The sequence below is a fragment of the Candidatus Eisenbacteria bacterium genome (assembly GCA_016867715.1).
In the GTDB taxonomy this organism is placed as follows: domain Bacteria; phylum Orphanbacterota; class Orphanbacteria; order Orphanbacterales; family Orphanbacteraceae; genus VGIW01.
In genome coordinates this window covers 76,549-91,304 of sequence record VGIW01000002.1, presented here as the reverse complement: position 1 = coordinate 91,304, position 14,756 = coordinate 76,549, and the positions used below count along the sequence as shown (strand labels likewise).

Below are 14,756 nucleotides of genomic sequence, written 5' to 3'. Positions count from 1 at the left end.
GCACGCGCGCGCCGGAGGGGAGGACCCACATGTCGAGAGAACGCGGGGAGCGAACGGGCGGCCTCTCGTGGATCCTCTGGATCCTGGCCGGCCTCTTCGCCGGAGGCGCGGCGGGCGCTCTCGATTCCCTCTTTCTCACCCGCGTGCTCTCTTCCTTATCCCTCCCGAGCTACTTCGTTCTCTTGACGGCGATCCAATACGGAATCCTCGGCGGCGCCGCGGGCCTCATCCTTTGGCCGCTCCTCGCGGTCTTCCCGGGCGGGCGCAGGCTTCACCCGCATCCGTTCGCCGTTCTTCTCCCGCTCCTCCTTCTCGTCGCCGTCACCAGCATCGGAAACCGGCACTACCTCCCCGAGGAGACGGCGCCGGCGAGCCTTCTCTTCGACGGCCTGGCGATTCTCCTCTCCGTCGCCCTCGGGATCGCGATCGCGCGCGTCGGCCGAAGGCTCCCGCGGCTCACTGCCGGAAGAGCGGCGATCTTCACGTTCGCGGCGGCGGGCGCGCTCTTCGGTCTTCTCTCGATCGTCCCGGGCTCCGCGGGGAGAACGATTGAACCATCATCGATCGAAGGCGGGAATGTTCGCGGCCGGCCCAATCTTCTCATCCTCATGATCGACACGCTCCGCAACGATCACGTCTCGTGGAACGACTATCCGAGGCGAACGACGCCGAGGCTCGATCGCTTCGTGGAGAGGGGAACCGTCTTCACCCATCTCGTCTCCCAGGCGCCGCACACGAAGGAATCGTGCGCGACGCTTCTCACGGGCCTCTATCCTTCCACCCACACCGCGGTGGAGCACGACGCCCTTCCGGAGTCCGCGCACACGCTGGCTGAGGACCTTCAAGGGAGAGGCTACCGGACCTTCTGCTCGAGCGCGAACACGTACATCTCGCCGGTCTTCGGTTTCGACCAAGGGTTCGAAACGCTCGTCACGCTCCCCGTGATCACCACGTACAAGAACGGTCTCGGCCACGCTCTTCTTCGAGGCGTGCGGAGGTTCGGTCCTCTTCCCGTCGTGTCGACCGGCCTGGATCTCTTGATCTCGATCGAGAAGCGGCTCTTCTGGGAAATCGAGCACGACGCGGCGGCGCTCGCGGCGCCCGAGGTGATCGATCCCTTCCTCGATTGGATCGGCGAAAACGACAAGGAGCCGTTCTTCGCCTATCTGCATTTCCTGGAGCCTCACGCGACGTACGAGCCGCCGGCTCCCTACGACGCGCTCTTCTCCGGCGGCTACGACGGCGACCCCGTGATTCGTCCTCCCTCCACCGCGGGGGTGTTCGCCCCCGCCAACCGAGCGCGCGCCCTCCCCGAAGCGGAACGGCGAAACATGATCGACCGCTACGACGGGGAGATCGCCTACTTGGACGAAGAGATCGGCCGCCTGATCGACGCGATCGAGACCCGCGGCCTCATCGAGCGAACCCTGATTGTCGTCGTGGCGGACCACGGAGAGACGTTCTACGAACACGGCTCTTGGGGCCACGGCCATTCGCTCTACGAAGAGGAGCTTCGCGTTCCGTTCGCGCTCATCCGCCCCGGGTCGGTCCCCTCCGGCCGGAGAATCGACTCGATGGCGCGCATGGTGGACGTGATGCCCACGCTCCTCGATCTTCTCGGTCTCGATCCCCCCGAGGGGATGCAGGGGAGCAGCTTCGCGGGCCTCTTGGAGGGACGCGGCGCGGGAGCGTCTTCTTCCTACAGCGAGATCCAGCTCTCCGGCCGCAGGTACGACACTCTCCGAAAGGGGAACTATAAGCTGATCCGATCCGAGGACGGGGGCGCATGGCTCTACGATCTGGAGAAGGATCCCGGGGAGCACGAGGATCTCTTCGAGGAGCTTCCCGACCGGGCGTCGGAACTCCTCGCGGAGATCGAGTCGCTTTCGGTTCTGTTCCGAGGCGCTCGGCTCACCCGCTCCGAGAAGAGCGCGGAGCTCGACGCGACCACAATGGACCGCCTCCGCGCGCTCGGCTACATCGAGTAGCGCGACGCTGCCGAAGCTTGATGACCGAAGTGTTTGGGAGAAGCGCTCCGCCGATCACACCTCGACGCCGACGAAGCCCTTGATCGCGAAGCCGAAGACGACCGAGACGACGAAGAAGACGAGGAGCCAGTGCGCTCCGATCCCGAAGAGCCGAAGGTCCCTTTCCGGATAAGCGAGCGCGACCTCGCGGATCGGGGATCCGTTCGGGAGAGGGCTCTCCGCGGGGCGCGCCCACACGGCGAGAATGCCGGCGCGGTCGCGGACTTCGGAGAGCTTGGCGACGCGCTCCCCCGCCTCGAGCCGCTTCACCGCGCGCTCCGAGCCGACGGCGATCACGAGATCGTGCGATCCTTCTCTCTCCGCGCGGATCCGCCAGTTCACCTCGTGCGCGCCGGGGATTCGCATCGGCTCCGTCTCGACCGTGATCCCCTCGGGCGCGTCGAGCCGCACCGACGAAAGGTCGGTCCCCTCTTCCACGGCGACGCGGAGGACCGTCGTCTCGCCGGGAAGGAGGGGCCTTCTCGCGTACCGCACGTCGAGCTGGATCAAGATGACGAGGACCGGAACGAGCATCACGAGCATCGGGGCGAGCGCGTAGCGCATGTAGCGGAGGTTCTCGACGAGGATCTTCCTCTGCGCGGCGAACTGCATGCGCAGGTCGTCCTTGAAGAGCCGGATCTCGAGGATGTGCGCCTTGATCAGCTCCTTCTGCCGGGCGATCGCCTGTTGGTTCGACGTGTAGCGGAAGATGACGAGCATCACGCCGCCCGTGAGAATGGAGACCGCGAGAAGCCCGACCATCGGGTTCCAACGGCCGAAGATCCCGATCAGGCCGTCGAAGACGGCGGTCACCGCGCGCACCAATCCCCACATGCTTCGATCCTCAAGCTTTATGAGATATAGCCGAGCCCCTGGAGTTTCTTCTTGATCTCCTCGTCCGATCCGGCCTCCTCGAGCTTCGCGATCTCCTTCTCGAGCGCGTGCAGGACGAACTCGTCCGGCGAGGAGTAGCCGGCGAGCGCCGAGTACTTCTTGATCTTCTCCATCAGGTCCTTGCTGATCTTGACCTTCGGTCCGAACATCTCTTCCCTCCCGCTTCCGGCGCGGCGGAGCCCTCTCCGCTTTCGCCCGAGTCCATTCTATCCGTTCGCCGCGCCCCGCGGAACGGAGCCCGCGGAATCCTCCTCGGGGGCGGCGCGGAAAAACGACCTCCCGGTCATGTGGCGAGGCCGCTCGATCCCGAAGAGATCGAGGACGCTCGCTCCGATGTCGACGATCGCGGGGTTCTTGCGCGCGAGGCGGCGGTTGCAGAAGAGAACCCCCGGCACGAGCCTCGGATCGACGCAGTGATCGCCGCTCCAGCTCTTCGTGTTGTCGGTGAAAACCTTGCCGTCCGCTTTGCCGACCGCCGATTCCCAGGAGATCCGATAGCCGGTGTTGAACGCGGGGAGGATGTCGGGGCTCGCGTCGAGATACGGACCGGTGTAGAGATCCTCGGCGACGATCGCGTCGTTCACCGCCGTCTTCCCGCGCTCCTCGTCGCGCAAACCCGAGAGCTTCGCCGCGATCTCGCGCTTCAGCGCGAGCGCTTCCTTCGGATCGACGATCCCCTGCCCCTCGCGCCCCGACTTATTGATGTAGATCCCCGTGAGGCCGAAGCTGTACGCGCGCGTCTTCGACCAATCCACCCCCTGGAACCAATCCTTGCACGTCTTGTCGCCGTTCTTCATCGCCATGTAGCCGTTCAGGGCGAGCCACGAGTTCAGGTTGATCCCGCGCGAGAACTCGGTGAACCCGTGGTCCGACATGACCATGAGCACGGTCCGCGGGTCGTCGCACGTCTTCATGATTCGGCCGAGCAGCTCGTCCGCGCGCACGTAGAGGTTCTCGATCGCGTGTTTGAAACGGACGGTGTCCTTGCCGCGGTTCGCCGGATGGTTCTCGTCGAAATAGCGCCAGAACATGTGCTGGATCCGGTCGGTGCAGTCGAAGACGCACGCCACGAGGCCGCGCTTCGTCTGATCGACCGCGTTGAAGAACATCCTCTCGCGCTCCTCGTGGTTCAGCCAGACCTGCTCGAGGAAGAGCTCCTCGTCGAGAACCCTCTCGTTCAGCGCCCACGTGTCCTCGGCGAGCCCGAGCGTCGAGTACGGCCCGAGGAGCTTCGCGAGGTAGACCGAGTAGAAGAGCGGCTCCGAGATCGGCATCGCCGGCTTGTCCGGATCGATCTGGGTCGGCGTGAGATAGAGCTCGAAGTGCGGGCGGATCGAAAGGACACAGAAGCGGACGATCCCGTTCACGCGCACGCCGAGCCCGGGCTTGAACGTCACGCGCTTCCACGGAGAGAACTCGCGAAGGCGGAGCCGGAAGGTCTCGTCCGGCAGATGGAGGGTCGCGCTCTCGTTCGCCTCGTCGATCACGATCCGAACGGGGACGCGAAGCTCCTCCTGTCCCTCCGTCATGCTGTTCGCCGGACCGGGAACAAACGCCTCAACGATGTTCCCGTTCCTCGCAACCGGCTTCCGCACGCCTCCGGTCGCCGCCTTGGCCCCCTCGGTGTCGGTCGTGAAGAAGGTGAACGTCCCCTGCGTGCCGGCGAGATCCGGAACGCACATCGCCGAGAGGACCGCGCCGTTGAACTTCTGCGGCGGGAAGGTGATCGGCACGCGAATGATCTGCGAGAAGATTCCGTGCTCGCCGAGGATCTTCCAGAAGGGGATCGATCGCTGCAGGAGGCGAACGACCGGCTTGCCGAGCGGGATTCGATACTTGCCGAGCTTGATGCGCCGCGTCGGGTTCACGATCTTCACCGACGCGAGATCGGGGATGTACGTCTTCGGATCGCGGGAGAGGAAGTCGTACTGGCTGTGACGGGACGCGTCACTGCTCGTCGCGAAGCTCGACCACGCGACCGGCGACATCGAAGGCCACGACGAGTCGAGCGGCCGGAACTCCCCCTTCTCCGCGAGGCGCTTGAAGTTGGGGAGCTTCCCCTCGTCCATCCACCTCCTGGCGAGCTTCGGATCGAGACCGTCGTACCCGACGATGATCACCCGATCCACGTCGGTCTTCGCGAGCTTCCCCTTCCTGCGCGCGAGACGGATGAGAAGACGGATCGGCCAAATCAGAATCGTGGCGATCGCGAGAAGGAACGTCACGAAGAGGACGAAGAACGAGGAAAGGAACGCGAAGCCGGCGCCCGGCCCGATGTAGGCTTCCGCGGGAGAGGCCGCCAGAAGAACGAGCGCGGCCGGAAGAAGAAACGCGAAGCGACCGACCGATCGGCGCATCGCTCTACTCCTCTTGGCCCGCGAGGCGGCTCTCGATCGCCGAGGCGATCGCCGTGATGTCGAAGTCCTCCGGCATCGGGCCTCCGTTCCAGAAGAACGCGTCGTCCCAGTTGTGCATCCCCGTGAAGTGGGACCGGCCGAACACCGGTCCGGTCCGCATCCATCCCTTGACGTCGAAACCGTCGTTCGCGAGGAGGACGAGATCGGGCGCCGAGGCGGTCTCGGGTCCCGAGTAGATCTCCTCCGCCCGGAACGCCCCCCGGAAGACCGGCTCGCCGGCGAAGCGGAGGGGAAGGATCTTCTCCGCGATCCGCGCGCAAAGCTCCGGAACCTCGTCCGGCTCCACGCACCCGTTCGGGAAGCGATCCTTGCGATGTAAATAAATCCTCGTCGGATCGAGGCCGAACGCCTTCGAGGAAGGCTCCGCGTCCTCGAACGACTTCGGCTCCCCGGTCCGGAATGAGAGAAGGCCCTCTTCGACGAGCCACGCGTTCACGTAAAACTCCTGTCGGATCCTGGTGAAGCCGTGGTCCGAGAGGGCGAAGAAGCCGCGCCCCGAATCATCTCCCGTCTCCCGGACAAACCGATCGAACACGCGCCCGAGCAGGGCGTCCACCTTCTCGTAGTAGTCGAGACAGTGCACATGGTTCGGATGGGACGGATCCTCGATCGCGTCGAACTGGAAGTGCTGCAGGCGGTCGGTTCCGGTCACCACGATCTCGAAGAGGTCCCATTTCTCCCTCTCCCAAAGATAATCGAGAGCTTCTTCCCGTCCACGGAGGATCGCCTGGAGCTCCCGGAAGAGGTAATCGGAGTGCTTCCCCGCCTTCTGGGTGTCGAGATCGATCCGGTAGTTCATCTCCTCGAGCTTCCGCGCGAGATCCGGCGGCCAGACCGCCTTCTTGAGATCGATCGCGACGAACCCGGAGACGAGGACTCCCGGGATCTCGCGCGCCGGGTAGGTCGACGGCTGGTTGAGGACGATCGAGCGCTTCCCGCGCCTGCCGAGGCGGTCCCAGAGCGTCGGCGCCCGGAGCGAGGCGAACGAGGGGAAGCGGATCCGGTACGATCCCTTGTCGAAATCGGTGAAGCCGTAGATCCCGTGCGTCCCGGGGTTCGAGCCGGTCATGAAGCTCGACCAGCTCACCGACGAGACCTCGGGGAGCGTCACCCGCATCCGCCGGAGAGCGCTCCCGAAGATCGCGCGCGCCCGCGGCATCACCCCCTGGTCCATCAGGCGGCGAAGGAGCGCGTGCGGCATCCCGTCCACGCCGAAGACGCACACCTTCGGGCCGCTCGATCGCTTCTTCCAGAACGCGGCCAACCCGTGCTCTCTCCTCTTCCCCCGTCCGGCCCGGCGAAGGTCTCGCCGGAACCTTCCCATCGCCTCCATCGAGGCATGATTGTTTTAGATATAACCGAGATCGCGAAGACGCCGCCGAATCTTCTCTTCCTCTTCCTCGCTCGTCTCGCCCGACGCGTCCGCGCCCGGAATGTATCCCATGAGCTCGAGCGTGCGGATGATCTTCTGCACGCACGCCTCTTCCGATTCCTTGTCGGTCTCGACCAGGACCTCGGGATTGAGCGGCTCCTCGTACGGATCGTCCACGCCGGTGAAGCCCTTGATCTCCCCGGCGAGCGCCTTCGCGTACATCCCCTTCACGTCCCGCTTCACGAGGACGTCGAGCGGGCACTTCACGTACACCTCGACGAACCTCCCGATGAGGCGGCGGTTCGAATCGCGCACGTCCCGGTACGGGCTGATCGCCGAGGCGATCGCGACGACCCCGTTCCGCGAAAGGAGATGGCAGACGAACCCGATCCGCTTGATGTTCGTGTCCCGGTCCTCTTTCGAGAACCCGAGACCCTTGGACAGGTTCGTGCGGACGACGTCTCCGTCCAGCACCTCGACCTTCATCCCGCGCTCGCGAAGAATCTCTTCCACGACGCGCGCGAGCGTCGTCTTCCCCGAACCGGAGAGACCCGTGAACCAGATCGTGAAACCCTTCATCTCCATGAACGCTTCCCTTCCTTCCCCGACTCCCCTCGCCCCCCGCGCGCGCCGATTCGGCGCTCGTCAGAACAGGGGCTCGCCGATCCAGTGCGCGGGGACATCGAGGCCGAAAAAGCGCACGATCGTGGGAGCGATGTCGAAAATCGAATACGGATCCTTCGCCTTCGGCCGGACTTTCGCCGGGTGGTCCCAGATGAGGATCCCGTTTCGGTTGTGATTCGCGTCGTCGAGGCCCGCCTCCTTGTCGAGGAGAGAAACCGATCCGGTTCCGACGAGCCCGGACGCCCGCCAGCGAAGATCGCCGAAGAGGACGAGAAGATCCGGCGCGATCCCGCTCACCGTCCGGTAGATCTCCTCCGGTTTCAGGACCTCGGTCTTCAGCGCATCCCCCTTGTCGTCCGGAATCGCGGCGATTCTGGCCTTGAGCTCCTCGCGGTACGATTCGTAGTCCGCCTCGGGGACGGCTCCCTTGGGCTCCCTCCCCTTCACGTTCAGGTAGATCCGTGCGAGGTGCCCCCCTTCCGCCCACGCGCGCGTCTTCCCCCAATCGATATGGTCCGCGGCCGGCGCCGCCGGCTCCTCCGGCTTCTCCTTGAGCGCGAGAAGCTTTTCATTCATCAACCATTCATTGATGCAGATCGCGCCGTCCGAGCGCGCGGCTCCGTGTTCCGAAACGATCATCGTGGAGGTGTCGGACGGAAGGGAGTCGAGAAGGCGGCCGAGCTCCTCGTCGAGGAAACGGTAGTACTTCCGGATCGAGTCGGCATGCTTGTGGTCCGCTTGGTGGAGCCGGTGCTCGGGGTCCATGTACCGCCAGAACGAGCGGTGGATGAGATCCGGACCGGACTCCGCGAGCACCATGAGATCGAACTCCTTCTTCGCCGCGAAACGGCGGAAGACGGCGAAGCGCTTCCGCGTCATCTCCTCGATCTGATCGAAGAGCCAGTCCTCCTCGAGGGAACGGAAGTCCGGGATGCCGAGCACGTACTCTCCCCCCGCGCTCTCCTCGATCTCGCGGGCGATCTCGCGCGGGTGGGTCCAGTGCGCGTCCTTCCCCGGCGTGTACGGCCCCGCCGCGAGAACCCCCTTGAGCGGCTTGGGGGGATACGTCTGGGGAACCCCGATCACGAGCGAGTTCAAGCGATGGTTCGAGAGGACGTTCCAAACGGTCTTCGCCCTCACTTGCTCCGAGGTCGCCGGCGCCGGATCGCCGTACTCGCGTCCCTTCCGGCCGCGCGGCCCGTAGATCCCGAGCTGTCCCGGGTCCTGCGAGGTCATCATCGAGGTCCAACCGGGGATCATCCCGAGCGGAATCGTCGATTGCAGGATTCCGTGGATCCCATCATTCATCACCGATCGGATGTTCGGCAGCTCGTCGCGCCACGAATCGAAGAGGAACTTCGGAGGGGCGCCGTCCAGACCGATCAGGGCGAAACGACTCATCCGTTCTGCTCCTTGTTTCGCTTGCGGTAGTACTCCATCAGGATCTCCGCGACCTCCGGCCGCGTGAACTCCGGCGGCGGCATCTCCCCGCGCGCCAACATCTCGCGGACTTTCGTGCCGGAGAGGGCGACGTGATCGGCGCTCCCGTGAGGGCACGTCTTGGAGGAAGCCATGTTGCCGCACGTGCGGCAGAAGAAGCTATTATCGAAGAACATCGGCGTAATGTCGATCTCGTAGCGATCGAACTCTCCGAAAATGTAGTGGGCGTCGAAGGGGCCGTAGAAGTTCCCGACCCCCGCGTGGTCGCGCCCGACGATCATGTGCGAGCAGCCGTAGTTCTTGCGGACGAGCGCGTGGAAGATCGCCTCGCGGGGTCCCGCGTAGCGCATCGCCGCCGGGAAGATCGAGAGCGCGGTCCGGGTGCGCGGATAGTAGTTCTCGAAGAGCGCGCGGTAGCACTCCATCCGCACGTCGGCCGGGATGTCCTCGCCGCGCGTCTGCCCGACGAGCGGGTGCACGAGGAGCCCGTCGACCACCTCGAGCGCGCACTTCTGAAGATACTCGTGCGCGCGGTGGATCGGGTTCCTGGTCTGGAACGCGACGATCGTCTCCCATCCTTTCGCCTTGAAGAGGACGCGGGTCTCGCGCGGATCGAGGCGGAAGTCCTCGAAGCGCCGGTGCTTCGGCCTCTGGATGAGGGTGATCGGCCCGCCGAGATAGACATCGCCGATGCTCTTCAGGTATTGGACGCCCGGATGCGACTCGTCGGTCGTGAGGAGAACCTTCTCCGCTTCCTGCTCCTTGTCGACGGCGAACTTCTCTTCCAGATCGAGAACGCCGAGCACCTCTCCTTCCGGCCCGACGAGGGCGATCTTCTCCCCCTCGCGGAACTCGTCGCCGTGCCCCTCCTTCGCCGAGAGAACGACCGGGATCGTCCACGGGAGGCCCTTGGCGAGACGCTTGAGATCTAAAACACTGACGTAGTCCTCGCGGTTCATGAACCCCTCGAGAGGGCTCATCGCCCCGATCGCGATCATCTCGATGTCGGCGGTCTCCCGCTCGTTCAGGGGAAGGCGCGGAAGCGAATCGACGAGACGGACCAGGCTTTCCCGCTCCTTCTCCTCCGCGACCCGGTGGACCAGCTTGCCTCCATGTGCGCGAATCATGCTTCGTTCCCTCGAAGTTTCCGGGGGACTATTCGAGATAGCCCAGGTTGCGGAGCTTCCGGCGGATGCTGCGGAGCTCCTCTTGTGTGAACTCGTCCGGGGTCTCCGCCGGACCCCGCTCCCCGACCAGATCCCGAAGAACGAAGACGACAAAGTCGGTCGGCGAGCTAAACCCAGACCCCTCAATCACTTGTCCGATTCTTCGGTAGAGCGGACGGGGGATCTTGATCGTGACGCGACTCTCTCTCACGCTCTCGTGCTCCCTATTGAGGCTCCGATCAGATAACCGATCGCACCCCAAGAAGAGCCTACTGTAGCGGTTCGGCGGGGTCGCCGTCAACCGGGCAGGCACAGGAGACGCGCGCCCGCCTCCTAGAAGATCGGCAGGGGTTTCGGTGCCAGGCACCGAAACTCACCAGGCACCGAAACTCACGTCTCCCGCCGGAGAAGGCGGAGCGTTTCGCGGACGGCGCGGAGGCGGCGCCGATGAAAGACGACGAGCGCGAGCGAGTAGACGACGGCGCCGACGGGGACCTCGAGGGCGAGGCGCCGGCCCGCCGACCAGCTGTCCGGCGCGAGCTGTTTCGCCGCGAGAACGGCGGCGGCCATCACGAGCACCGCGCTTGCGGCCGGCCAGACGGAACGGAGATAGCGGCCCGCGGAGAGCTCGATGCGTTTGAAGACTCGCCGGTAGAGCGGAAAGGTGACGAGCGGGTGGAGGATGAGCCAGGCCGAGGCGATCCCCATCGTTCCCCAACGCGCCCCGACGATGAACCCGACCGGGAGGACCGCGGCGGCGAGGTAGGCGTTCCACATCCCGAAGCGCGTCTCGCCGATCACGTTCACGACGTGCGGGAGGAGCGTCACGATCGAGCGAAACGTGGCGTAGAGAGCGAGAAGCCGGAGCGGAACGACCGCGCCCTGCCACTGCTCGCCGAGAACCGACGGCACGAGCGTGTCGGCGACGAGAGCGAGCCCCACAGCGACCGGGAAGGTCACGAGCGCGAGCCCTTCGGTCAGGTTCAAAAGATAACGCCTCAAGGATTCCTTCTCCGACTGAACCGCGGAGAAGATCGCGGGCGTCACGCGGCTCATGAGCGCGGTCACTTTCTCGACCGGCATCCCCGCCGTGCTCCACGCGAGCGAGTAGGAACCGAGCGGACCCTTTCCGAGAAGGCGTCCCGCGATCGCGAAGTCGGCGTGCGAGTAGATGTACCACCCGATCCGCGCGCCGAGGATGTGCCCGCTGAAGCGGATCGCCGAGCGGATCTCCCTCCACGCCGGGAGATCGAAGCGGAGCCGGCGGACGAAGAGGGTCATGCCGGTGAGAAAGAGCGCACCGACCACGTTCCCGAGGACGAGGGTCCAGTAGCCGAAACCGGCCGCCGCGAAGAGGATCATGAAGAGCGCGCGGAGGATCGACTGCACGCCCTCGATCACCGCGAGCGTCCCGAAGCGAAGCTCTCTCTGGAGGACCGCCTGCGGAACCGTGCGGAACGCGGCCACGACGAACGCGCTGCTCATCGCGATCACGACCGCCGTGAGCTCCGCGGCGTCGAAAAACGCCGCGAGAGGCCGGGCCGCGGCGAGCGAGAGGAGAAAACTCGCCGCGCCGAAGAGCACGGAAACGGTGTTGAGCTGCGCGATTTGCCGTTCGGAGAGATCGCGGAGCGAGACGATCGCCGTGCCGAACCCGAACTCGTTGAAGAGCGTGACGAGGCCGAGATAGACCGTCGCCATCCCGACGAGGCCGTAGTGCTCCGGGAGAAGAAGCCGCGCGACGACGAGGGTCGCCCCCCAGGCGACGATCTGGGTCCCCCACTTCGCCGCGCCGGTCCACGCCAGACCCTTGATGAGCGAACGATCGAGCTCTCGACGATCGGGCGTCTTCCCTTCGTTCAAGACATCACCTCGCCGGCTCCTCGGAAGAGAAGCCCTCCCCCTCCTCCGGGCGGTCCCAGCGAAACGCCCGAAGCCTCCATTCCGCGGGAAGAGGGATCTCCTCGAAATATCGCTCCAGGAAATCGGCCGCGGGCGCGGGAACGCCCCAGCTCGTCCGGAGCTGCTTCTTCTCGACGACCACGAGACCGCGCGGATGCCTTTCCACGATCCGCCGGAGCGACTCGGCCTCGGAGACCACCGGCACGCGGGTCTTCCAGTGCGGCGCGAACTCCTCCCTCATCCCCCGCGAATCGCCGAGCAGGTCGCGCGAGAGGATGTAGTCGATTCCGCCGAAATAGTAGAGGCCCTTGAGATCGGACGAAGCGACGAGAACCGCCCCCTGCACGCGTTCGGCGCCGAGGCGTCCGGCCGCCGCCCCCCAGTTCGGCTCCCCGCGATAGGTGCGGGCGAACGGCCAATCGGCGTCGCTGCCGGCGACCATCTTCGCGGCCAGCGAGAACGCGCCGTTCCCCGCGGCCGCGAAGAGACCGGCGAGGATGAGAAGCGCGAGCGCCGAGCCCCGCGCCGCGGAGGGCCGCCGCGCGAAGAAACCGACCGATCGGATCGCTTCCTCGAACGCCGTTCGAAGCCAAGGGATCAGCGCTCCGAGCCCCGCCCCCGCACTCGCGAAGAAGAAGGGGATTGCGTAGAAGAGATACCGCTCCGACTTCCACGCGGCGAGCGATTGGACGAGGAAGGGGACCGCGAAGACGAGGAGCGAGAAGCTCCCCTCCCGAGGGCGCGCGCGGATCGCAAGAAGCGCGAGCGCGGGGAAGAGCGTCCAGAGCGTCGCGTACTGCTCGAGGAAGAGCCAGTGGTAGTAGCGGACGTTCCCTCGATCGCCCGCCGCCCAGACATCGACGCGGTTGAAGAGCTCCCAGAAGCCTCGCGCGCGGTGGAGGATCCACGGCGCCCCGAGGAGACCGGCGGCCAACACGACGAGGCCGCCCACCAGGAGGATCGCGCGCGATCGTCCGCGCACGCGGAGCGCGCGGGGCGCCCGAGCGAGAACGACCCAAAGAGCGACCGCGCCGATCCCGACGACCGTGAGAACCTGGAAGTGGAGCGCGAGAGCGAAGAGAACGCCGGCCCCGATGAGAGACGCGATCGTCCTCCCCATCGTGAGAGAGCGGCCGAAGAGCCGGAGGACGAGGAGAGCGCCCCCCAAGAAGAAGAGCCCTTGAAGCGTGTAGAAACGGGAGAGCTGCGAGACGAAGATCGCGCCGGGCGAGAATGCAAAGAGAACCGCCGCGATCCACGCGGAGAGACGCCCGGCGAACGATCGGACCCAGAGGAAGAGGACGACGACGAGCGCCGTTCCCGCGAGAACGGCGGGAAGCCGCGCGGCGACGAGGCTCTCGCCGAAGAGTCGGAATGCCTCGGCGACGAGGCGCGTGAAGAGCCACGCGCGATCGTAGATCGCCCCGCCCGCGATCCGCATCGTTCCCTCCTCGAGGAACGAGCGCGCCGCGAGGACGTGGTTCAGCTCGTCGACGTACGGCGCGTGGTCGAGGGCGGCGAGTCGGGCTGCGAGGGCGACAAGACCAACGACGGCCGCCTCAACCGCGCCGGCGGCGCGCGCGATCAGGACGGGAACGCGCGCGGGGGTTGCCGTTCCGGCCGGTTCTTCGTTCAACGCGCTTCCTCCTTGCTCTTACCCCGCGGGCAGCGCGCCCGGGCTCGGCGCCCGCGCATCACGTTCGGCTCTCCGCCTCGCGCGCGAGAGTCTCCGCGATCCGCCGCATGAGGTCCTCCTCGCCGCCGAGCGAAAGCGCATAGCGGCGGCCGCGCTCGGCGACCGCTCGGCGACGCTCCGCGTCCTCGCTCGCGCGCGCGATCGCTTCGGCAAGCTCGGCCGGGTCGCGCGGCGGCACCAGGATCGCCTCCCCGCCGTTCGTGAGAATGCCCCGCACGGCCGGGCAGTCGGTGATCACGACGCACTTCCCGAGAGCCATCGCCAGAAGATAGGCGCCCACGCCGGAAGCCCCGATCGCCTCCGGTGCGATGCAGAACACCGCGAGCTTCGAGGACGCGATGTGGCGGATCCACGACTCCGAAGACCCGTCGTCGCGGACGAGCTCCACGTTCGCCGGAACCGCGAGCCCTTCGAGCAACGTTCCGTGTTCCGCGTTCTCCTCCTCGCGCGGCGTGAGGATGATCCCGCGGTACGGAAGCCTCTCCATCGCCCGGCAGAACGTGTGGAAGTCCCGCCGCGAGCGCCCCCCCGTGAAGACATAATCCCCCTCCCGCGTCCCGAGACCGGCGACGGCCTCCAGCGAGTTCACCTTGAAGGGAACGTACCGGCACTTCGACTCGGGGATTCCCCAGGACGCGCGAATCCCGGAACAATCTCGTACATGAAGAATCAAGAGATCGACCTTCTTCCAAAGAAGGCGCTTGAGGGCGTCCGCCGCGCGTCCCGCCGCGGAGCGTCTCGGCAGGGAGAAGACCGCGTCAACGACCGCGAAGAGGGGGCGGCGGCCGATCGTGAGGCAACGCAAGGCGGCGAGAAAGAAGAGCTCCCTTCCGGGTTGGTAAAGCACGATCGCGTCATAGGACCGGGACTTGGCGAAAAGAAGAAGCCCTGCGCGGAGGCTGTGGCGCCGAAGGGGCACGTGATCGATTCGGATCTCCCTCCCCGGCGGCGAGGCCCCCGTCAAGCGCCGGACGTTCGTCAGCACGCGCACCAAACGCACCTTTCCCCCGCTCCCTCGTTTTCGGAAACGCGGAACGGCCGCCGCCCTGCGCGGGCCCGTCCTCGCCCGAGGCATCGGCAGTGTACAGGATTCTCCCCCGCGGCAGAAGAAGAGACGCGTCTGTCGCTCGTTCTCAAGCTGCCTCCCCGCGCGCCGATAAGTGGTTGGGGATGTTATAATAGAAGAGCGCAGCCGGCCGCCGGTGCGGCGGCCGGACC

General features: G+C 65.9%; 12 protein-coding genes. 1 reads left to right on the top strand and 11 read right to left on the bottom strand.

From position 1 onward, the window contains the following. Positions 1–29: 29 nt before the first annotated feature. On the top strand, positions 30–1,988 hold the full coding sequence (locus tag FJY73_01000) for a sulfatase (protein MBM3319242.1): 1,959 nt from the start codon (positions 30–32) through the stop codon (positions 1,986–1,988). A 54-nt stretch (positions 1,989–2,042) separates the two neighbouring features. On the opposite strand, the gene FJY73_00995 is transcribed toward FJY73_01000, so the two are convergent. The 11 genes from FJY73_00995 to FJY73_00945 form a co-directional block, all read right to left on the bottom strand. Next, on the bottom strand, positions 2,043–2,861 hold the full coding sequence (locus FJY73_00995) for a hypothetical protein (protein MBM3319241.1): 819 nt from the start codon (positions 2,859–2,861) through the stop codon (positions 2,043–2,045). 17 nt (positions 2,862–2,878) lie between these two features. Then, positions 2,879–3,070 carry a hypothetical protein gene (locus FJY73_00990; GenBank protein ID MBM3319240.1) on the bottom strand — a complete coding sequence of 64 codons (192 nt, stop codon included), beginning with the start codon at positions 3,068–3,070 and terminating at the stop codon, positions 2,879–2,881. Between the two features lie 57 nt (positions 3,071–3,127). Next, positions 3,128–5,278: an alkaline phosphatase family protein gene (locus FJY73_00985; GenBank protein ID MBM3319239.1), complete on the bottom strand. Its 2,151-nt coding sequence runs from the start codon at positions 5,276–5,278 to the stop codon at positions 3,128–3,130. A gap of 4 nt (positions 5,279–5,282) precedes the next feature. Beyond that, a complete protein-coding gene (locus FJY73_00980) occupies positions 5,283–6,602 on the bottom strand; it encodes an alkaline phosphatase family protein (GenBank protein ID MBM3319238.1) in 1,320 nt (439 codons plus the stop codon). An 84-nt stretch (positions 6,603–6,686) separates the two neighbouring features. After that, the gene (gene cysC / locus FJY73_00975; protein ID MBM3319237.1) at positions 6,687–7,295 is read right to left on the bottom strand and encodes an adenylyl-sulfate kinase; all 609 of its coding nucleotides are present in this window, start codon (positions 7,293–7,295) and stop codon (positions 6,687–6,689) included. 60 nt (positions 7,296–7,355) lie between these two features. Then, positions 7,356–8,735: an alkaline phosphatase family protein gene (locus FJY73_00970; protein MBM3319236.1), complete on the bottom strand. Its 1,380-nt coding sequence runs from the start codon at positions 8,733–8,735 to the stop codon at positions 7,356–7,358. Further along, positions 8,732–9,901, bottom strand: coding sequence for a sulfate adenylyltransferase (sat, locus tag FJY73_00965; protein MBM3319235.1), 1,170 nt, complete (start codon positions 9,899–9,901; stop codon positions 8,732–8,734). Before sat ends, FJY73_00970 begins: the two co-directional genes overlap by 4 nt. A gap of 28 nt (positions 9,902–9,929) precedes the next feature. Beyond that, the gene (locus tag FJY73_00960; protein MBM3319234.1) at positions 9,930–10,151 is read right to left on the bottom strand and encodes a CopG family transcriptional regulator; all 222 of its coding nucleotides are present in this window, start codon (positions 10,149–10,151) and stop codon (positions 9,930–9,932) included. 179 nt (positions 10,152–10,330) lie between these two features. Continuing rightward, positions 10,331–11,803, bottom strand: coding sequence for a lipopolysaccharide biosynthesis protein (locus FJY73_00955; protein ID MBM3319233.1), 1,473 nt, complete (start codon positions 11,801–11,803; stop codon positions 10,331–10,333). A 4-nt stretch (positions 11,804–11,807) separates the two neighbouring features. Then, the gene (locus tag FJY73_00950; GenBank protein MBM3319232.1) at positions 11,808–13,478 is read right to left on the bottom strand and encodes a glycosyltransferase family 39 protein; all 1,671 of its coding nucleotides are present in this window, start codon (positions 13,476–13,478) and stop codon (positions 11,808–11,810) included. A gap of 58 nt (positions 13,479–13,536) precedes the next feature. Further along, positions 13,537–14,538 carry a glycosyltransferase family 4 protein gene (locus FJY73_00945; GenBank protein ID MBM3319231.1) on the bottom strand — a complete coding sequence of 334 codons (1,002 nt, stop codon included), beginning with the start codon at positions 14,536–14,538 and terminating at the stop codon, positions 13,537–13,539. Positions 14,539–14,756 lie beyond the last annotated feature (218 nt).